General features: G+C 70.1%; 20 protein-coding genes. 11 read left to right on the top strand and 9 right to left on the bottom strand.

Annotation, left to right across the window (positions count from 1 at the left end; genetic code table 11):
* Positions 1–87 precede the first annotated feature (87 nt).
* The 6 genes from ligD to ACX80W_RS04295 all read left to right on the top strand — a co-directional run bounded on the left by ligD (position 88) and on the right by ACX80W_RS04295 (position 5,166).
* Positions 88–1,110, top strand: coding sequence for a non-homologous end-joining DNA ligase (gene ligD / locus ACX80W_RS04320; protein WP_459280747.1), 1,023 nt, complete (start codon positions 88–90; stop codon positions 1,108–1,110).
* 334 nt (positions 1,111–1,444) lie between these two features.
* A complete protein-coding gene (locus tag ACX80W_RS04315) occupies positions 1,445–3,151 on the top strand; it encodes a GAF domain-containing sensor histidine kinase (protein WP_459280745.1) in 1,707 nt (568 codons plus the stop codon).
* Positions 3,152–3,259: 108 nt separating this feature from the next.
* The gene (locus ACX80W_RS04310) at positions 3,260–3,514 is read left to right on the top strand and encodes a hypothetical protein (RefSeq protein ID WP_459280743.1); all 255 of its coding nucleotides are present in this window, start codon (positions 3,260–3,262) and stop codon (positions 3,512–3,514) included.
* Positions 3,515–3,530: 16 nt separating this feature from the next.
* The gene (locus tag ACX80W_RS04305; RefSeq protein ID WP_459280742.1) at positions 3,531–4,454 is read left to right on the top strand and encodes a hypothetical protein; all 924 of its coding nucleotides are present in this window, start codon (positions 3,531–3,533) and stop codon (positions 4,452–4,454) included.
* 48 nt (positions 4,455–4,502) lie between these two features.
* The gene (locus ACX80W_RS04300; RefSeq protein ID WP_459280740.1) at positions 4,503–4,760 is read left to right on the top strand and encodes a PLD nuclease N-terminal domain-containing protein; all 258 of its coding nucleotides are present in this window, start codon (positions 4,503–4,505) and stop codon (positions 4,758–4,760) included.
* Positions 4,761–4,773: 13 nt separating this feature from the next.
* A complete protein-coding gene (locus ACX80W_RS04295; protein ID WP_459280738.1) occupies positions 4,774–5,166 on the top strand; it encodes a response regulator transcription factor in 393 nt (130 codons plus the stop codon).
* 39 nt (positions 5,167–5,205) lie between these two features.
* On the opposite strand, the gene ACX80W_RS04290 is transcribed toward ACX80W_RS04295, so the two are convergent.
* The 3 genes from ACX80W_RS04290 to ACX80W_RS04280 form a co-directional block, all read right to left on the bottom strand.
* Positions 5,206–5,730: a hypothetical protein gene (locus ACX80W_RS04290; protein ID WP_459280737.1), complete on the bottom strand. Its 525-nt coding sequence runs from the start codon at positions 5,728–5,730 to the stop codon at positions 5,206–5,208.
* Positions 5,731–5,786: 56 nt separating this feature from the next.
* Positions 5,787–5,972, bottom strand: a complete 186-nt coding sequence (locus tag ACX80W_RS04285; RefSeq protein ID WP_459280735.1) for a hypothetical protein — start codon at positions 5,970–5,972, stop codon at positions 5,787–5,789.
* Between the two features lie 139 nt (positions 5,973–6,111).
* Positions 6,112–6,597, bottom strand: a complete 486-nt coding sequence (locus ACX80W_RS04280; RefSeq protein ID WP_459280734.1) for a PaaI family thioesterase — start codon at positions 6,595–6,597, stop codon at positions 6,112–6,114.
* Here ACX80W_RS04280 and polA point away from each other — a divergent pair.
* From polA to rpsA, 3 genes are all read left to right on the top strand, one after another.
* Positions 6,596–9,358, top strand: coding sequence for a DNA polymerase I (polA, locus tag ACX80W_RS04275; RefSeq protein WP_459280732.1), 2,763 nt, complete (start codon positions 6,596–6,598; stop codon positions 9,356–9,358). The two genes, ACX80W_RS04280 and polA, sit on opposite strands and share 2 nt — an antisense overlap.
* A gap of 51 nt (positions 9,359–9,409) precedes the next feature.
* The gene (locus tag ACX80W_RS04270; RefSeq protein WP_459280731.1) at positions 9,410–10,729 is read left to right on the top strand and encodes a GNAT family N-acetyltransferase; all 1,320 of its coding nucleotides are present in this window, start codon (positions 9,410–9,412) and stop codon (positions 10,727–10,729) included.
* Between the two features lie 269 nt (positions 10,730–10,998).
* Positions 10,999–12,471, top strand: a complete 1,473-nt coding sequence (gene rpsA / locus ACX80W_RS04265) for a 30S ribosomal protein S1 (RefSeq protein WP_120168329.1) — start codon at positions 10,999–11,001, stop codon at positions 12,469–12,471.
* Between the two features lie 188 nt (positions 12,472–12,659).
* Here the strand turns inward: rpsA and ACX80W_RS04260 are convergent, their stop codons facing one another.
* The 5 genes from ACX80W_RS04260 to ACX80W_RS04240 all read right to left on the bottom strand — a co-directional run bounded on the left by ACX80W_RS04260 (position 12,660) and on the right by ACX80W_RS04240 (position 16,049).
* Positions 12,660–13,787 (bottom strand): class I SAM-dependent methyltransferase, encoded by a 1,128-nt coding sequence (locus tag ACX80W_RS04260; RefSeq protein ID WP_459280728.1) that lies wholly within the window; start codon positions 13,785–13,787, stop codon positions 12,660–12,662.
* Positions 13,780–14,457: an IMPACT family protein gene (locus tag ACX80W_RS04255; protein ID WP_459280726.1), complete on the bottom strand. Its 678-nt coding sequence runs from the start codon at positions 14,455–14,457 to the stop codon at positions 13,780–13,782. Before ACX80W_RS04255 ends, ACX80W_RS04260 begins: the two co-directional genes overlap by 8 nt.
* 72 nt (positions 14,458–14,529) lie before the next feature.
* Entirely contained in the window at positions 14,530–15,003 is a 474-nt protein-coding gene (locus ACX80W_RS04250) for a hypothetical protein (RefSeq protein WP_459280725.1), read from the bottom strand.
* A 9-nt stretch (positions 15,004–15,012) separates the two neighbouring features.
* Entirely contained in the window at positions 15,013–15,726 is a 714-nt protein-coding gene (locus tag ACX80W_RS04245; protein ID WP_459280723.1) for a GAF and ANTAR domain-containing protein, read from the bottom strand.
* Positions 15,727–15,821: 95 nt separating this feature from the next.
* Positions 15,822–16,049, bottom strand: a complete 228-nt coding sequence (locus ACX80W_RS04240; RefSeq protein WP_459280721.1) for a hypothetical protein — start codon at positions 16,047–16,049, stop codon at positions 15,822–15,824.
* A gap of 402 nt (positions 16,050–16,451) precedes the next feature.
* On the opposite strand from ACX80W_RS04240, the gene ACX80W_RS04235 reads away from it, so the two are divergent.
* Positions 16,452–16,790, top strand: a complete 339-nt coding sequence (locus tag ACX80W_RS04235) for a DUF8129 domain-containing protein (RefSeq protein ID WP_459280719.1) — start codon at positions 16,452–16,454, stop codon at positions 16,788–16,790.
* Positions 16,791–16,824: 34 nt separating this feature from the next.
* Here the strand turns inward: ACX80W_RS04235 and ACX80W_RS04230 are convergent, their stop codons facing one another.
* The gene (locus ACX80W_RS04230) at positions 16,825–18,465 is read right to left on the bottom strand and encodes a RecQ family ATP-dependent DNA helicase (protein ID WP_459280717.1); all 1,641 of its coding nucleotides are present in this window, start codon (positions 18,463–18,465) and stop codon (positions 16,825–16,827) included.
* A gap of 111 nt (positions 18,466–18,576) precedes the next feature.
* Here ACX80W_RS04230 and coaE point away from each other — a divergent pair, with 111 nt between their 5' ends.
* Entirely contained in the window at positions 18,577–19,569 is a 993-nt protein-coding gene (gene coaE / locus ACX80W_RS04225) for a dephospho-CoA kinase (RefSeq protein ID WP_459280716.1), read from the top strand.
* The last annotated feature ends 25 nt before the right edge of the window (positions 19,570–19,594 follow it).

Raw genomic sequence — 19,594 nt, 5'->3', positions numbered from 1 at the left:
CAGCCGGACCGGCTCCGGGGTTCACGCCGGGCACCCGGAAGGCGGTTCGGCACTGACGCGCCGCGCACCGCGGAGTAGGGTGCTCCCATGGCCCGAGAAGAAACGACCCTCGCCGTCCCCGGCCCCAACGGTCCCCGCGATGTCCGCATCTCCAGTCCCAGCCGCGTGCTCTGGCCGGAACTGGGCCTGACGAAACTCGACCTCGCACGCTACCTCCTGGACGTGCAGGAGGCGTTCCTCGAGGCCAACGGGGACCGGCCCGTCTCCCTGCAGCGGTTCTCCGGCGACATCGACGGCGAGCAGTTCTTCTCCAAGAACCCGCCCAAGGGCGCCCCGGACTATGTCCGCTCCGTGCCGGTCGTGTACCCCAGCGGCCGGTCCCACCCGCAGCTCGTCCTCGACGAGCCGGCAGCGGTGGTGTGGGCCGCGCAGATGAACACCGTCGTGTTCCACCCGTGGGCCTCCCGCGCCGGCAACCCGGACAACCCGGACCAGCTGAGGATCGACCTCGACCCTCAGCCGGGCACCGGCTTCGAAGAAGCCATTCCGGCCGCCCTCGAGCTGCGGGAGGTGCTCGCCGAGGCGGGCCTCACCTCCTTCGTCAAGACCTCGGGCAACCGCGGGCTCCACGTCTTCGCCCCGATCCGCCCGGACTCCGAGTTCCTTGAGGTCCGCCACGCCGTCATCGCCGCCGCCCGCGAACTTGAGCGCCGCATGCCCGAAAAGGTCACGACGGCGTGGTGGAAGGAGGAGCGCGGGCGGCTCGTCTTCGTCGACTACAACCAGGCGAACCGGGACCGAACCATGGCCGGGGCGTACAGCCCGCGCCCGCTCGCCCACGCCCCGGTGTCCTGCCCCCTGCGCTGGGACGAGCTCGCCACCGCCGACCCCCGCGACTTCACCATGGTGACCGTTCCGGAGCGGCTCCGCAGCGGAGGCGACCCGTGGGCCGGGATGCACTCCGATCCGGGCTCCATCGACACCCTGCTTGGTTGGTGGAACCGGGACACCGAGGCGGGCCTCGGTGAACTCCCCTTCCCGCCCGACTACCCGAAGATGCCTGGCGAGCCGCCGCGCGTCCAGCCAAGCCGGGCGCGCGCCAAGGGCTGACGCCGGCGGCATATGACGCCGCAGGTCCCTTGGGCTGGCGCTCGCCCCGAGAACTCCCGCAGAATGGAGTGGACAGGGAAAACTAGAGGAAAAATTGAGGAAACGGCGGGACGGAGGAGCGTCCCACGTTGCAGGTCGCGGTGCAGGCAGGCTGGGGTGCTGACCAACGGAAGGCTCAATCTTCCGTTGCCAAGTGGGTTTGCTGAAGTCGGGGGAGTGCAATGGCCGGATTCGATGCGATCGACGGGCCGGGGGTTAACCGGCCACCTGAGGGAGGCCGGCGGGGGGTGCCTTCCGCGCGGCCGGGCCGGGCCGCCGCTGGGGACGGACGGCCGTGAACGTGCCGGCCCCGGGAGCCCGGCGCGTGTCCTTCGTGCAGCCCTCCTCGCTGCCCGACGCCGGCCGGGTGCTCAAGGAGTTCCTTCCCCGGACCGAGGACCCGTTCCATACCCAGGAGCGGCTCCAGGGCCTGCTGTCCGCGGTGATGTCGCTCGCGGAGAACCTCAGCCTCGAGGCGGTGCTCGACCGGGTGGTGACCTCGGCCTGCCAACTCGTCGGGGCGCACTATGGGGCGCTGGGGGTGATCGGGCCCGGTGACGTGCTGACCCACTTCGTCACGGTCGGCATGGAGGAGGACCAGGCCCGGCTCGTCGGGGACATTCCCAAGGGCCGCGGGGTGCTCGGGCACCTCATCCGCGACCCACAGCGGATCCGGCTCTCCGACCTCACCGAGCACCCGCAGGCCAGCGGGTTCCCCGAACACCACCCGGAGATGCGGACCTTCCTCGGCGTTCCGGTCCGCGTGCGCGGGGTGGCCTTCGGGAACCTTTACCTCACCGAAAAGGAAGGCGGAGAGGACTTCACCGCCGAGGACGAGGAGCTTGCCGTTGCGCTGGCCGCCGCGGCCGGCGTCGCCATCGAGAACGCGCGCCTGTTCGAGGACGCGACGCGGCGCCAGCAGTGGCTCGAGGCCGGAATGGACGTCAGCGAACGACTCATGGGCAATCCGACGGCCGAAGCCGCGGGGCTTGACCTGATCGCCGACGGTGCCCTCCAACAGTCCGAGTCCGTGGTTTCGATGATCGCGTTCCCGGATCCGGGCGGCCGGGTACTGCGCTGCGGGACGGCCGTCGGCGCCAGCCACCTGGTGAAGGGCCACGCGATCGCCGTGGACAGCGCCCCCATCGCCCACCTGCTGAGCACCGGAGAATCTGTCCTGTGCCAGGCCTCGGAGCTCTGGGACGGTCCTCCCCCCGCAGCGGAACTGGGCCCGGTGCTGGTCGCGGCGCTGGGCCACAAGGGCACCCACGCCGGGATCCTCATCCTCGCCCGCCCGACCGGGGCCCCCGGCTACGGGCAGGTCGACGTCGAAATGAATGAGGTGTACTGTTCGCGGGCCGCCCTGGCCCTCGAACTCGCGCACGCCCACCTGATGCGCGAGCAACAGATCGTCTTCTCCGACCGGGACCGCATCGCCCGGGACCTTCACGACCTCGTGATCCAGCGCATCTTCGCGGCGGGCCTGAGCGTGCAGAGCCTCCGCCGCCACACCACGGACCCGGTAGCCCAGCAACGCATCAACTCGATCACCGGGGAGCTGGATGAGACGATCCGCGGGCTGCGGGACACCATCTACGCGCTGGGCGACGACGGCGGCCGCGAACGCCTCAGTTCGCGGATCGTCAGGGCCGTGCAGGACGGCACCTGGCAGGCCGGCACGACCCCGGAGCTGCAGATGCGGGGGCCGGTGGACGGCATTCCGGAACCCGTGGCGGGGCACCTGCTCGCGGTGCTCTCGGAGGGGCTCTCGAACGCGCTGCGCCACTCCGGAGCGCGCTCCATCACGATCACCGTCTCGGTGCGGGCCCGCCAGGTCAAGCTGCTCATCGAGGACGACGGGAAGGGCTTCTCCATCCCCGAACGCACGAGTGGCCTGTCCAACATGCACCACCGTGCGCTCGCCGTCGGGGGAACATTCGCCCCAGTGAGCGCCCCGGGCCACGGCACGAGGCTGTCCTGGACGGCGCCCCTGCCCAAGTAGGGACCACCGTCCAGGACCGGTGCGGGACGAAAGTCTCTGTGCACGGGGCTGAACATGGGTTGTACTTGAGGCGGACGCCGCAGTACCTTCAACGGATCGGAGCATTCGATGAGCCTCGAGGAAATCTGGGATCAGCTGGACCAACCCACGCGCCAGTGGATTACGACGAACCGAGGATGCAGGGTACTCCCACGGACCGTCACCGCGTCCATCAGCCGTGCCGCGGGGCGGCAGCTTGGGGAGTCACGCCACGGGCAGCTGGAGCTGACGGCCGAGGACCTGCGCTTTGTCGCGCTGAAGTCCGATCAGGCCGCGGGGCGGCAGATGGCGGCGCCGCTCAACCCGCCGCTTCCGCAGGGGTAGGAACAAGGGGGGAATCATGGAGCAGCATCGAACACCCCCGTTGGACATCGACATCCGGCCGCTGCCCACCAAACGCGCCGTGGCCGAGGGGGAGAGCTTTTCCGTCGACGTCGAAGCGGTGGCCGAACGCGATGTGGTGGCCGAGAAGGTCGTACTCGAGGTGGTCCAGGTGATCGACTACGGGTACGGGCGCACCAACCTGCACGGCGTGATCTACACCGCCCGCGACCGCTCCACCCACGTCATCTCGCAGCAGCCCCTGCCACCGGCCGGCCGGGTGATGGCCGGGGAGACTTACCGGACCCGCGCCGTCGTCGCCGTTCCCGGGTTGAACCTGCCCTCGGTGCGTGGCGAGCTGATCAGCATCTCCTGGATCCTCCGGGTGCGCATGTCCGCCCGGGACGACCAGGAGTCGGTGGGGGAGGGAATCTTCACAGTCCAGTCCGCGGCGGCGGGCTGCACCGCCGACGCCGCGGTGGAACCGGAGGCCAGCGGGCAGGGAACCGTCTCCCTCGAGCTCGTCGAACTTCCGACGCGGGTGCTGACCAACGGGACGCCCGTCACCGGACGGCTCCGGGTGGCGTCCCACCACGGGACGCTCCGCTCGCTCCGGGTGGGCCTGGTGATGCTTGAGGCGGTGGCCTACGGCCCGAAGCCGGAGCGGCTGCCCAGCGGCCGCCCCCAGAAGCACCCGCGCTCCGCGGAGAACACGATTGCCGAGACGCTCCTGACCGAGGGGCTGCCCGCAACCGGCACCGAGGCCGTGGTTCCGTTCACGGTCGCCACCCCGCGCTTCCTGCCGGCGCCGTCGCTCGACTCGGGGAAGTTCCGGGTCCGCTGGCAGCTGCGCATCACCGCCGACGTCGTGCACCGTCCCGACCCTCAGCTGAGGATCGGGCTCGTGGCGGTCACGGCCCCCCAAACCGCACATTCGGCCTAGCACCGGCACCCCGGTGCGCCGGGCACCACCGACGGAAAGGACCACGGGATGACTCGACGAAGGCCGGATTCGGGGGCCCGCAGGAAGTCCTTCAGGGACCTCGACCGGAACCAGCGCAGGGCGGTCATCGCCCTTGCGACGGTGCAGCTGGCGCTGATGGGCGCGGCGCTCACCGACCTCGCCCGGCGCCCCGAAGCCGCCGTCCGGGGCAGCCGCGCCGCGTGGGCCGCTGCGTGTTTCATCAATTTCGCCGGCCCCCTCGCCTACTACCTGTTCGGCCGCCGGCATCCGTCGGCCCGGCGGTGAGTAGACTCGACTCATGCAAGACGATAAGCCGGCGCTTGCCGCGGTGGTCATTGAAGACGACGACGACGTCCGTGACCTCCTTCACGCAGTGCTCACGGGGTTCGGGTTCACCGTCCACACCGCCCCCGGCGGCCAGGCCGGAGTTGAGATGGTGCGCCGCATCGCCCCGCAGGTGGTGACCCTCGACGTCGGCCTGCCCGACATCGACGGATTCGAGGTGGCACGGCGGATCCGCCGGTTCTCCTCCACCCTGATCGTCATGCTCACGGCGCGGGCGGACCCGCGCGATGAGGCCCGCGGCGTGGAGGCAGGCGCCGACGAGTACCTGACCAAGCCGTTCCGGCCCGCGGAACTCCGCCGGCGCATTGAGGACGGCCTTAACGAACGCCGCGTGCCGGTCGCCTAGGCTCACGCACCGCCCTTGCGGTGCGCGCGCCTTCAGGGGCTAGTGGCTGCGGACGCCCCGCCGGGAGATGAGCCGTGGAGCGATCCACCGGTCCGCCGCGGCTCCGGTGACGATGGAGTAGATGGCCTTGTGAAGGTAGTCGACGGTCTTTTCCCCCACCGGCCAGAGTGTCGGGGGCGCTCCGGTGCCCGTCGCGTTCTCCAGGGTCTGGTCGAACGCGAGGCGCACCACGGTGTGCGTGGCGTTCGCGACGCCCCCGCGGATGCCGGTGATTGCCCAGATGCCGCGCACGGCACCCAACGCCGCGCCCGTACCCCAGTGCATGGCGGAGTTGGCCGCGGCTGGCTTGGCCCGATCCGACACCGGCCGTCCCAGCAGGGCGCGCAGCGTCCGTCCCGGCACGTACGAGTTCGGGCGGCCGGTCAGGGCCTGCTCGAGCTTTTCCCCGAGGGTCATGACGGCGGTCCCCGCCAGGCCCGCGGCGGCCCCCTGCACCGCGGACCCAAGGATCAGGGTCAGCCGCACTCCGGTCGCACTGCGCAGCCGCCTCTTACGTCGTTTCATCCGTGCGCTCCTGTCCCGCCCGGCACGTGTCCGGCCGGTGTCGCTGCGTCGGTGCCCTACTGGTCGTTGCCGCGGGCGTCGTCGTCCTGGTCGGTGTCGATGCCGTTGTTCTCGTCATACTGCGAGGACTTCTCCGGTGAGGAGCCCCCGCCGTCCTGGGTGGCCGAATCATCGCAGCCTACGAGAAGCATTGCGCTGAAGGCGAAGATGAGCGGATATTTCTTAAGAACGTCGCCTGCCACCGTTCTCACTTCCCTCCGTCGGAATTCGTTCGCCTGTGCTTAAACCGTAGGACGGCGGATCGGGGCGGGGAAACGATTTGAGCCGGACGGACGCGGCAGCAGACGGCGCTGGCAGGGCGCGGCTCCCCGTGTTAGCGCCCTAGCGGGCGTCCCGGATGAGGTTGGTGATCCGCGCCGTCGAGAGGCGCCGGCCCTCCTCGTCGGTCATGACGACCTCATGGGTGGTCAGCGTGCGGCCGAGGTGGACGGCGGTGGCCGTACCGGTGACCGTGCCGGCGGCGACGCTGCGGTGGTGGGTTGCACTGATCTCGATTCCAAGGGCGTGCCGGCCCGGGCCGGCGTGGATTCCCGCGGCGAATGAGCCAAGGGTTTCCGCCAGCACGAGGTGGGCGCCCCCGTGGAGGATGCCCGCCACCTGCTCGTTGCCTGCGACCGGCATTCTCGCCACCATCCGTTCGGCGCTCATCTCGGAAAACGTGATGCCCATCTTCACGGTAAGGCGTCCGATCCCGTGCCGGCCCAGCCAGTCGTGCATCTCCGGTGGAACGCCCGCGGCGGTGAGCTCATCGGCGTACGGGTTGTCTGCGGAGCCGCGCTCGGGCGGCTGAGTGAAATTGTCGACCATGGGAACTAGGCTGGCACCTGTGAGTGAAACAACCAAACCTGGATCCACCCTGCCCGCCCCGACAACAGCGACGGGACAGCGCAACCGCCTCCTGGTCATCGACGGACACTCAATGGCGTTCCGGGCGTTCTACGCCCTGCCACCCGAAAACTTCTCCACCGACACCGGCCAGCACACCAACGCCGTGTACGGGTTCACCGCCATGCTGATCAACCTCATCAAGGACCAGAAGCCCACGCACGTGGCCGTCGCGTTCGACCTCGATACGCCGACCTTCCGCTCCGAGGAGTACACCGAGTACAAGGCGGGCCGCTCAAAGACCCCGGAGGAATTCCACGGGCAGGTCGACCTCATCATCAAGGTCATGGAGGCGATGCGCATCCCCACGATCTCCCTGGACGGCTACGAGGCCGACGACATCCTGGCCACCCTGGCGACCAAGGCCGCTGCCGAGGACTGGGACGTGCAGGTGGTCAGCGGCGACCGTGACGCCTTCCAGCTGGTCAACGACCGGGTGACCGTCCTGTACCCGAAGCAGGGAGTCACCAATATCCCGCAGATGGACGCCAAGGCCATCGAGGAAAAGTACTTCGTGCCGCCGCACCAGTACTCCGACCTCGCCGCACTCGTGGGGGAGAGCGCCGACAACCTGCCCGGCGTGCCCGGCGTCGGGCCCAAGACCGCCGCCAAGTGGATCCGGCTCTACGGCGGGCTCGAGGGGATCCTCGAGAACCTTGACTCCATCGGCGGCAAGGTCGGCGACGCGCTGCGGGCCCACGCCGACGACGTCCGGCGCAACCGCCGGCTGAACCGGCTGCTCACCGACCTTGAGCTGCCCGTGGACCTCGACGCGATGGCCTCCCAGCACCCCGACCGCTCCGCCGTGGAGGACCTTTTCGATTCGCTGCAGTTCAACACGCTGCGCAAGCGGCTGTTCGACCTGTTCGGTGAGGAGGAGGTCGAGGAGACCGGCGATGAGCTGACCCCACCCCCGCACGTCGTCCTCACGGACGCCGCGCCCCTGGCCGCGTGGCTGACCTCGACCAACCAGGCCCTGGCCGCCGTCCATCTGGCCACCGAGGCCACCGCCGGCGGAACCGACGTCACCGGCATCGCGATCGTCACCTCCACCTCCGCGGCCTTCGTGCCGCTGGAGGGCCTCGACGCCGAGGCCGAGCAGGTGCTCGCGCACTGGCTGGCCGACCTCGATGCGCCCAAGGTGGTCCACGACTTCAAGGAGGCCTACAAGCTGCTCGCACCGCGCGGACTGCACCTGGCCGGTGAGGTGGACGACACGGCCATCTCCGGGTACCTCATCCAGCCCGACCGCCGCAGCTACGACCTGGCCGACCTGAGCCAGTACCACCTGCGCCTGTCCCTGGGCGCCGCTCCCGGCAATACCTCCGGCCAGCTCGCCCTCGAGCTCGGCGAGAAGGACACCGCCGGTCCCGCCGTGATGCGCGCCTTCGCCGCGCTCCAGCTCAGCGAGCACTTCGCCGGCCAGCTCGTCGAGAAGGGAGCCAACCAGCTCCTCGGGGGGCTCGAGCTGCCGCTGTCGGAGGTCCTCGCCGAGATGGAGCTCACCGGCGTCGCCGTCTCCGTGGAACGCCTCGACCGGCTCCTCGACGACTTCTCCAAGACCATCAGCACAGCCGGCGCCGAGGCCTTCCGGATCATCGGCAAGGAGATCAACCTCGGCTCGCCCAAGCAGCTGCAGACGGTGTTGTTCGAGGAACTCGGACTGCCGAAGACGAAGAAGATCAAGACCGGGTACTCCACCGACGCCGACGCCCTGACGGACCTGATCGTCAAGACCGGCCACCCGTTCCTCGAGCAGCTCCTGGCCTACCGCGACGCCACGAAGCTCCGCCAGACCGTGGAGGGCCTGCGCAAGTCGGTTGCCGAGGACGGGCGCATCCACACCACCTACGCCCAGACGGTCGCCGCGACGGGCCGGCTGTCCTCGATCAACCCGAACCTGCAGAACATCCCGGTGCGCTCGGACGAGGGCCGGCGGATCCGCGAGGTGTTCGTCGTCGGGAAGGGCACCGATGGCACCCGCTACGAGACCCTGATGACCGCCGACTACTCGCAGATCGAGATGCGCATCATGGCGCACCTCTCCGGGGATGAGGGCCTGATCTCGGCGTTCCGCGAGGGGGAGGACCTCCACCGTTTCGTCGGCTCCCACATCTTCGGGGTGGCGCCCGAGGAGGTCACCAGCGCGATGCGCTCCAAGGTCAAGGCGATGTCCTACGGCCTGGTGTACGGGCTGAGCTCCTTCGGGCTCTCCAAGCAGCTGGCCATCTCCGTCGACGAGGCGCGGACCCTGATGCGCGATTACTTCGAGCGGTTCGGCGCGGTGCGCGACTACCTGCGCGGGATCGTGGAGCAGGCCCGCAAGGACGGCTACACCTCCACCATCGAGGGCCGGCGCCGGTACCTCCCGGATCTCTCCAGCGACAACCGCCAGCTGCGCGAGATGTCCGAGCGGGCGGCACTGAACGCCCCCATCCAGGGGTCGGCCGCCGACATCATCAAGAAGGCGATGCTCGGCGTGGACGGCGCCTTGAAGGCCAAGGGCCTGTCCTCGCGCATGCTGCTGCAGGTGCACGACGAACTGGTCCTCGAGATCGCCGAGGGGGAGAAGGACGTCGTGGAGGCGCTGGTGCGCGAGCAGATGGCCGGCGCGGCGGACCTCTCGGTGCCCCTCGACGTCTCCGTCGGCACCGGGCTGAGCTGGCACGAAGCGGCGCACTGACGAACCGCGGGCTGTGGTGGAGGGCGGGGAATCCGGCTAGGGTCTTGGAGCGTGAGCACACAGACGACGACGCCGGACACCTCCACCGAACTGCGCCTTGAGAGGTTCCAGGTCACGGAAGAGGAGGACACCTCGCCGGACGGGCGGTTCGCGAACTGGTCCTACGCCATGAGGGTCGGCTTCTTCGAGCCCCGCGTCGATCCCGAGGACCTTCCGGCCTATGCGAAGGCGTTCACCGCCGACGGGCGGGTGCTGGTCGGCGTGCACGACGACGCACCCGGCGCCCTGTCCGTGGACGGGTCCGTGCCCGTGGCGACCTACGCCTCGATGCGCAACACCGTCAACGCCGGCGGGCCGGAGCCGCTCCAGGCGCACCTCATCACCTCCGTCACGGTCCGGCCCTCCCACCGGCGCCGCGGCCTGCTGCGCCGGATGATGACCGAGGACCTCGAGGATGCCGCGGCCGCCGGCGTGCGCCTGGCGGTGCTGACGGCGTCCGAGGCCACCATCTACGGGCGGTTCGGCTTCGGCTGCGCCACCTTCACCTCAAGCGTCACAGTGAACGTGCGGGAGCGCTTCGCCGTGCTCGGCACCCCCACCGGGCGGACGGAGCTGGCCGAGCCCGGCTCGGTCGCCGCGCTCTCGGCGGAGGTCTTTGCCCGCTTCCACCGCCGGACCCGCGGCTCGGTCGGGCGGCAGTATTCCTACGCCCGGCGGGTCTCCGGCGAATGGGGGCGCGAGCGTCCGGTCGAGGACCGGGCCGTGCGCACCGCCGTGCACTACGACGACGCCGGGAACGCCGTCGGCTACGTGGCCTACCGGTTCGAAGGCTGGTCGAAGGAGCCCTACACGGTCAGCATTATCGACCTCGTCGCCGGCACCGAGGAGTCCTACCTCGCCCTGTGGCGCTACCTCGGGGCGCTCGACCTTATCCAGGAGATCACGTGGGACGGCGCGGCCGTCGACGACCCGCTGCCCTGGGCGCTTGCGGACCGCCGCTGCTACCGGGTGACCGGTGTCGAGGACGTCCTGTGGGTCCGCCTGCTCGACGTCGCGAAGGCCCTCGAGGGGCGCGGCTACCGCAGCGCCGGGCGGCTCGTGCTCGAGGTGGCCGATCCGATGGGCATCGCAGGGGGGACCTACGAGCTGGCCGTAACAGGCGGCCGGGCACGGGTGGAGCGCGTCGACGCCGACTCGGAGGTCGACGTGGCCCTGGACGTCGCGGCGCTGGGGTCGCTCTACCTGGGCGGGGTCAGCCCCGCGGCCCTCGTCGGAGCCGGGCTGGTGGAGCAGCGCACCGAGGGGGCCCTCGAGCGGCTGAACGACCTGTTCCGGGACGCCGAAAACCCCTACTGCATCACCCATTTCTAGGCGGGCGGAGCCTGGGAGGCACCCGACGGCCCGCTTTGACGGGGTTGGCTCCCGCCGTTAGACTAGACGGGCGCGTATTGCGCTGTGGTTCGGGCCGGCATCCGCCGTGCGAGTTCCGGCGCAATACCAATAGAACCGCTTTTTAGGTTTTATCCAATCTGTCCGCTTCCGGACAACGGATTCCCCTGGATGGCCCGGCCTTTTGGCCGGTTCTTCCAGCGTCCGCACTGACCGGATCAAGAAAACTTCCACAACGGAGCCCCAACTACATGACCATCACCACCACCGAGAAGCAAGGTGCCCCGCAGGTCGCTATCAACGACATCGGCACCGCTGAGGACTTCCTCGCAGCAGTCGACGCGACGATCAAGTACTTCAACGACGGAGATCTCGTCGAAGGCACAGTCGTCAAGGTCGACCGCGATGAGGTCCTGCTCGACATCGGTTACAAGACCGAGGGTGTCATCCCTTCCCGTGAGCTTTCCATCAAGCACGACGTCGACCCCGGAGACGTCGTCTCCGTTGGCGATCAGGTCGAAGCACTGGTGCTCACCAAGGAAGACAAAGAAGGCCGTCTGATCCTGTCCAAGAAGCGCGCTCAGTACGAGCGTGCCTGGGGCGACATCGAAAAGGTCAAGGAAGAAGACGGCGTCGTCACCGGTACCGTCATCGAGGTCGTCAAGGGTGGTCTTATCCTCGACATCGGCCTGCGCGGCTTCCTGCCCGCATCGCTCGTCGAGATGCGCCGTGTGCGCGACCTGGCTCCGTACATCGGCCAGCAGATCGAAGCGAAGATCATCGAGCTCGACAAGAACCGCAACAACGTTGTGCTCTCGCGTCGCGCCTGGCTGGAGCAGACCCAGTCCGAGGTCCGCTCGACCTTCCTCAACAAGCTCGAAAAGGGTCAGGTCCGCCCGGGCGTCGTGTCCTCGATCGTCAACTTCGGTGCGTTCGTGGACCTCGGCGGCGTCGACGGCCTGGTTCACGTTTCCGAGCTGTCCTGGAAGCACATCGACCACCCGTCCGAGGTTGTCGAGGTCGGCCAGGAAGTCACCGTCGAGGTTCTCGAGGTCGACCTGGACCGCGAGCGTGTCTCGCTCTCGCTGAAGGCCACGCAGGAAGATCCCTGGCAGACCTTCGCCCGGACGCATGCGCTGGGTCAGGTTGTTCCCGGTAAGGTCACCAAGCTGGTTCCGTTCGGTGCGTTCGTCCGCGTCGAAGACGGCATCGAAGGCCTGGTCCACATCTCGGAGCTGGCTGTCCGCCACGTTGAGCTTGCAGAGCAGGTCGTTTCCGTTGGCGACGAGCTCTTCGTCAAGGTCATCGACATCGACCTCGAGCGCCGCCGCATCTCCCTCAGCCTCAAGCAGGCCAACGAGGGCGTCGACGCCGACAGCACCGAGTTCGACCCGGCGCTGTACGGTATGGCTGCCGAGTACGACGAAGAGGGCAACTACAAGTACCCCGAGGGCTTCGACCCCGAGTCGAACGAATGGCTCGAAGGCTACGAGACCCAGCGCGCCGCCTGGGAGGCTCAGTACGCCGAGGCCCAGGCCCGCTGGGAGTCCCACAAGAAGCAGGTTGTGCAGCACGCGTCCGACGACGCCGCCGCAGCGAACGAGCCTGTCGAGTCGAACGCAACGAGCTACTCTTCGGAGCCCGTCGCCGCCGAGACCGGTTCGGGAACGCTTGCTTCGGACGAGGCGCTTGCCGCTCTCCGCGAGAAGCTGACCGGAGCCTAAACCCTCCGGCTGACGCCGAATAAGAGAAGGACCCCCGCCGTTTGGTGGGGGTCCTTCTTTTTGCCGTCGGAGGCCCCTGTGCCCTCCCATCGAGGACAAAGTATTGACCGGTGGATGGCCCTCCGGGGCGTCAGTGCTGCGTCCTCGATGGGCGCCGGCGCGTCCGGGCTCCTGCCTGAGACGTCCGGTCAGCGGCGGACCGAACAGGTCACCGTGAACCGCGGGTTGCGGTCGACCTGGCGGGTGGGGCCGACAATCCGGGTGAGCACGGGCCGGTAGGCAAGGTGGCTGTTCCACACGGTCCAGAGTTCCCCGCCCGGAGCGAGCACCCGGGCGGCGTCGGTGAACAGCTTCACCGCGATGCCGGCATGCACTGTGGCGCCGATATGGAACGGCGGGTTCAGCACGACCAGCCGCGCCGACGAATCCGGCTGGGACGACAGGGCGTCATCGCGCACGACCGCCACCCGGTCCAGGACACCGTTTGCCCTCAGCGTTTCCCGCGTCGACGCGACGGCCGACGCCGACTGGTCCGACGCCGTCACCCGCAGCCCGGGCCGGGTCAGCGCCAGGTAGGCGGCGATGGCACCGTTGCCGCAGCCCAGGTCGATGGCGGAATCGGTCTCCGCGGCGGCAGCGAGATGGGGGAGCAGGAAGCCGGTCCCGGGATCGAGGGCGGCGCCACCGAACGTCTCACCGAAGGCGTGCAGGATCAACGGGCGGGGGAGTCCGACGTCGTGACGGGCGGTGGTCGGGAACACCGGCCCGCCCACGGGCAGCGGGAGCGACGCCGTGATAACCCGGGATTTCTGCCGGGCCAGTCCCGCCGTGACCGAGCCGAAGTACTTCTGGAGCACGGCGGTCATGGCCAGGCTCATGTGCTTGACCCGCCCGCCGGCGTAGACGGTGACGGCCGGGTCCGCATAGGCGGCGATGTTCCAGGCCGCCTCCTCGAGGGCGTCGAGGGAGCGCGGCAGCTGGAGCAGCACGGTGCGGGCCCCGCGCAGCAGGTCCGGCCCGAGGTCCTGCGGCTCATACCGTCCCACGGCCCCGAGGGCAGCGGCATTGCGGGCCAGCGCCAGCTCGTGGGAGAGCGGGTCCTGGTACACCCGGGGACGGGGGACCGAGTGGCGAAGGGCCGCCCCGAGGGTGAGGGCACCGTACCGGTCACCGAGCAGGACGACGCCGTCGGGTTCCGAGGCGAACCGGGCGGCCGCCGAGTCGAGCAGCAGCCGGTCGGTGGCGTCGTAGGCCTGGAGGTTCGGCGCCTCGACGTCGGGTCGGCGGCTCAGGCGGTCGAAGTCGAACTCAGTCAAGGTCCACCCACCTGGTGCCCGCCGGCCGGGACACCGACCGTCCCGCGGTTACCGCCGCGAGGCGCCGCTGGAACTCCTCAAGACTTTCGGGGTCCGGTGGGAGCGCCACCTCGATGAGCGCCTCCTCCGCGGCATAGGAGGTGCCGAGCACGACGGTGGCGGCGGCCCGAAGGTCGTTCTCGACGCGTCCCGCATCCGCGTGCGCCACCGGCACCGTGTGCAGTGCGAGCAGGCTCCGGCGGCGGAACGGCGCACGGTCCAGGGCCTGGGTGACGGAGGAGGAGTAGGCGCGGATCAACCCGCCCGCGCCCAGCAGGATGCCTCCGAAGTACCGCACCACGACGGCGGCGGTGTCGCTGAGGTCGGCTGTCCCAGACGCCGCACCGTGCCGGGTCAGTGCCTCGAGCATCGGGACGCCGGCGGTGCCGGCTGGTTCGCCGTCGTCGTGGGCCCGCTGGACGGAGCGGCCGGGCCCGATCAGGTAGGCGCTGCAGTGGTGCCGCGCCGTCGGGAACTCGGTGCGCAGCTGTGCCAGGAGGCCGTTGGCTTCGGCTTCGGTTTCAATCCCGCGCAGGACCGTGATGAACGGGGACCGGCGGATCTCCAGCTCGTTCCGGAATTCGCCCCGGACCGTCGAGTAGGCGGTGGGGTGCCGGTGCGGAGCGGTCATTCCTGTAATCCTAGCCGTTGGAGCGCGGTGTCCGGCTCCGAGGGAGCGGAAGCCCCGAAGCCGGACCGTCCCCTATACGGAGTCGCGTCCGTCGGCTCCGCCGCCTTCGTCCGGGGCCCACTCCCGGTCGCCGTCCTGCCCGTCCTCGATCCGGGCGAAGCTGCCCTGGCGGTGGCCACCGGGCCCGGAGGCGGCCGCCTTGTCCGCCGCGTCCACCACGCCGTCGGCGAAAGCGATGGCGGCGCCGTACCCGCCCGGCCCGGAACCCGGGCCGGGGGAGTCCGCGGGCTCGGACGCATCGGTGCTGTACGGCGCCCGGGGCGGCGGCCTGTCGTCAATCAGCTCGTTCGCCGCGTGGGCGAGCAGGTCCCGTTGCAGCGGGGGCAGCGTGAACGAGCCGTGGAGATATGCCTCGACTTCGTACTCCCCGGCGTCGCCGCCGATGGCGAAGAAGTGGAGCCAGAGCTCACCGACGCTGATGCGGGCGTGCCGGATCGCCCGGAGGAGCAGGAGCCGCTGGTGCTCGTGGTCTGAGGGATTCTCCATGTGGACTCCTCAGCGGCGGACGTTGGCGGATCCGTCAATCACGCCGGCGGCAACGGTGAGCAGGTCGGTCGTGCTGCGGATGGCCGCGTTGAGGAGGCTCCGCATCGCCTCACCAGGGCTGGCGCGCCGACGCTCCATGAGCATCCCGCAGGCGGTATGGATACTGTCCCTGCTGTGCACGGCCTCCTGGAGGGTTCTGCCAAGCTCGGCCGGTGTCTTGCCGGGCTGGGCATTGCCGAGCAGGACGGCCGCCGGGGCTGCCAGCAGCGCGAGCTGCCTCCGGGCCTGGTCCGAGAAGGCGTTGGGCAGCGGCGAGTAGACCTTCAGTGCCCCGATGGGGCTGCCGTCGTGGATCAGGGCGGTGCTGAGGGTCGAGCGCAGGGGGAGGTCCACGACTGCGGCGCACCACTCCGGCCACCGCGTCTCGGTGGAGACGTCGTCGATCTGGTCGGTCGAGCCTGCGGCCCGGGCCGTAAGGCACGGGCCCTGGCCGAGCTCGTACTGGAATTCATCGGCCCGCGCGACAACCTGGTCGGTGTAACCGGTGCTGCCCGCACGGCCCTGGACGCCGAACAGGCTGACGCCTGCGCCAAGGGATCCGGCCACGGACTTCTTGACGGCTTCAGCGGGGGCCTCGACGGCCGGGGCCGCCTTGCTCTCGGTGAGGAGCAGGCCCTTCAGCCGCGCGAGAACCGATGTCAGGTCATCAAGCGGTACGTTCATTGTCGACGCTCCATGCGGCTCGGATCCGATGTTCGGCAACTGGTTTCAGCTTACACAGCCGCCTCCCGCGTTCCCGGGCCGCCGCCAGTGCCCGGTCAGATCACCAGCAGCCCCGCAGGGGCGCTGCAGGCCTGGTCGCACATGGTGAAGACGGCCTCCTGGGAGAGCGCGGCCGCCTGGGCCACGTCGGCGACGCTGCTGCCGCCGTCGATGGCCTCCAGGACGATCGCCTGAAGCAGGCTGGCCGCCTGGTCGCGGCTGAACTCCGCCGACTCCAGCTGTGCTGCTGCGACGGCCAATGACTTGAGGTGGTCCATGCTCATGCGGTGATCCTTACCGGGTGCGGCTGAGCCGCTGGTTCCAAAAGAGGGGCCGGGCCGGCTGGGGAGGGGCTGGCCCGGTGCGGACCTTCCCCGCTCGATGCGTGGGTGGTCCGGTGTGGGGCGGCGTCGACCGGTGTGCTGAGCCGGTTCAAAAGAGGGGCGCCCGCCGGTGTCGGCCGGCTGTGCGGCGGTGCTGCTTCTAGCCGGGAGTCGGCAGATGATGTTCCATGGCTTCGCTCCGTGACGGGCTCCATGGCCGGCTGCTCAACCTCTCCCAGATTATGGGCAGGGGCGGTGGTTGGCAATAAACAAACCGGCCGCCGCGCAGGTGCGCCAGTACTGCTTGCCGGGCATATTGGGCCCTTTGTACGCTGGCGGAACGGCGGAACCGAGGAGGAGAACATGAGCGAGTCCCCTGCACGCGGCGAACTGCCGCTGGCCGACTACGCCCACATCCCGCTTGGCACACTTCCTTCGCGTATCACCTCGCTCGATGAGGGCGGGCTGGAGGCGTTGCTGGCCTACGAGCGGGAGCACGGGAACCGGCTGCCCGTGACCCAGGTGCTCGAGCACCGGCTGCAGGCGGTGCGCGACGGCGCGGAACTGGCCGACGCCTCGGCGCAGAGCCTGCCGGAAATGGGTCAGGGGCAGGCGGGGTCCAGGGTGAGCCCGGCGACGTCCGGACCGCCGATCAACCCGCCGTCGCAGGGCGACCCGACCAACCCGGCGCAGCCGCGCTGACCCGGCCGTGCCCGGCTGACACTGCCGCCCGCAGTCAGCCGGCCGCGCGCAGCAGACCTTTCGCCGCCACGAGTTCCAGGGACAGCGTCCGGTAGCCGGTGGTTTCGAAGAGTACAGTCACCGTGCCCTCTTCGTAGCTCATCACGGTGCCCGAACCCCACTCGGCATGCTCCACCTTCGACTGGACCGGGTAGGGAACGTCCGCATCGGGCTGCTGCCGGTTCACCTCGACGGACCCTTCCGCGCAGTTGTCGCAGTGCCCGCAGGGTCCGTCGAACGCCTCGCCGAAGTAGGCGAGCAGGAACTGCCGCCGGCAGCCCCGCGACTCCGCATACCGGCGGGACATCTCAACCCTTGAGGTATCGATGGTCTCCCGGATCTGCGCCTGCTCGACCGCACGTTCCGCGGCCTCACCCGGGGAAAGGTCCACTGCGCTGTACCCGGCTGCGCCGGCGCGGACGGCGCCCGCGGCCTCAAGCAGGTTCACCAGGCCGGCCGCCTTGCGCTGGCTCAGTCCCGTCCGGGCGCGCAGTTCCTTGAGGTCGGTCGCATCCTCCTGCGCCCTGAGTACGGCGAAGAGCTGCTCGAGCCCCTCCCGGTCCGCGGTCTTGGCGGCGAAGAACCGGCGCAGGGAGAGGTCCTCGGGCCGGTAGTGGAGGGTGGCCGTGGCGGGCCCGCCGTCGCGCCCGCCCCGCCCGATTTCCTGGTAGTAGCTGTCCAGGGAGTCGGCCACGGCCTCGTGCACCACGAACCGAACGTCAGGCTTGTCGATGCCCATGCCGAACGCGGTCGTGGCCACCACCACCTCGAGCCGGCCGTCCAGGAACCCCTCGTGGACCTGCTCCCGCTCTCTGCTGCGCCGGCCGGAGTGGTAGGCGGCGGCGTTGATCCCGCGCCCGGACAGCTCCTGCGCGAGGGTGTCCGCGGCCTTCCGGGTGGCGACGTAGACCAGCCCGGGCTTCTCCAGCGCCTCCACCTGCTCGAGCACCGCCCGGTGCTTGTCCGCCTCCTGGACGTGGGACGCCACCTCCAGGTACAGGTTGGGCCGGTCGAAGCCCTCGACGAGGATCACCGGGTCGCCAAGGCGTAGCTGCGCGGCGATCTCCTCCTGGACCGGTGTGGCCGCGGTCGCCGTGAGGGCCAGAACGGGGCAGGGGAGCGAGTCCGCGAGGGTGCCCAGCTGAAGGTAGTCGGGCCGGAAGTCATGCCCCCACGCCGAGACGCAGTGCGCCTCGTCGATGACCAGCAGCGACACCTCAAGGCTGCGCAGGCGCTCGGCGACGTCCTCCCTGGCCACCTGCTCCGGGGCGAGGAACAGGAACTTCGCCCGCCGTTCCTCATCGGGCTCCCCGGCCGCCTCCCAGGCCTCGTCGGTTTCGGACCGGTTCAGCCCGGAATTCACGACGTACGCACGGCCCGCCCCGGCGCTGGCGTTGATGGCGTCGGCCTGGTCGTGCTGGAGGGCGATCAGTGGTGAGATGACGACGGCGACGCCCGGGAGCGCGAGCCCCGGCAGCTGGTAGATCGCCGACTTTCCGGATCCGGTCGGCATCACGCACAGGGCGTTCCTCCCCTCCAGCAGGGCCTGCATCGCCTGCCGCTGCCCGGACCGGAGGTCCTCCCACCCGAAGACGGTGGATGCCATCTCCTCGAGGTCCGAAAGTGTTGCTGTCATAACCTCCCCTTGCAATGTACTAAGCCTACTTAGCGTAATGGGCGGGGCCGCCGGTGCGTGTCCGGGTTTGGGGTTGACAGGCGCAGCCTTCCTCCGCGCTACCCTTGGCGGATGCTGAGAGTTGGATTGACCGGAGGGATCGCCGCGGGAAAGTCCCTGGCCGCCGGGCGGCTGCGGGCGCTGGGCGCCGTCGTCATCGACGCCGACGCCCTCGCCCGGGAGGTGGTGGAGCCCGGGTCGGAGGGACTTGCGGAGGTGCTCGGGGCCTTCGGGGCGCACCTCGCCGCCGCCGACGGCTCCCTCGACCGCAGGGCGCTGGGCGACATCATCTTCGCCGACTCCGGGGCGAGGGAGCGCCTGAATGCGATCCTGCACCCCCGCATCCGGGCCCTCGCCGCGGCCCGCACCGCCGCGGCCCCGGCCGGCGCCGTCGTGGTCGAGGACCTGCCGCTGCTCGTGGAGACGGGTCAGGTGGCCCGCTTCCACCTCGTCGTGGTGATCGATGCCCCCGAAGCCCGGCGCGTCGACCGGATGGTGCGCCTGCGCGGAATGAGCCCGGAGGCGGCGCTCAGCCGGATCCGCGCCCAGCTCGGCTCGGAGGAACGCAACGCGGCGGCCGACGTCGTGATCGGCAACGCCGGCCGCGAGGCCGACACCCTGGCGCACCTCGACGCCCTCTGGCAGGACCGGCTCCTGCCCTTCAACGCGAACCTGCTCGCGGGGATCCCGGCGCCCCGCGCCGCGGCGGCCCCGGTGGATCCTGACCCGCGCTGGCCGGCGCAGGCGGAACGGCTGGGCGCCAGGCTCCGCTCCGTCGACCCCCGCGTGCTGGACGTCGAACACACCGGGCCGACGGCGGTGCCCGGCCACCGGGCACCGGATATCCTCCAGCTCCGGGTTGCCGTGGCCGCACCGGCCGACGCGGACGCCCTGCGGCCGCTGCTGGCCGCCGCCGGGTTCCCTCCCGCCTCCCGGGGATCCGGCCTGCCCGGCACGGGCACCGCCGCCCGCCTGCTGGCCGTCCACTCGAGCGCCGATCCCGGCCGGGCCGCCGACGTCCATGTCGGGCTGCCGCACCCGGCGGGGGTTCCCGGCGCCGGATGAGGGCGGGGCGGGCCGGAGCGCGCGC

The organism is Arthrobacter melezitosi (assembly GCF_054511055.1).
Note: the sequence above shows the minus strand (reverse complement) of the source record. Positions and strands in the feature narration are given on the sequence as shown.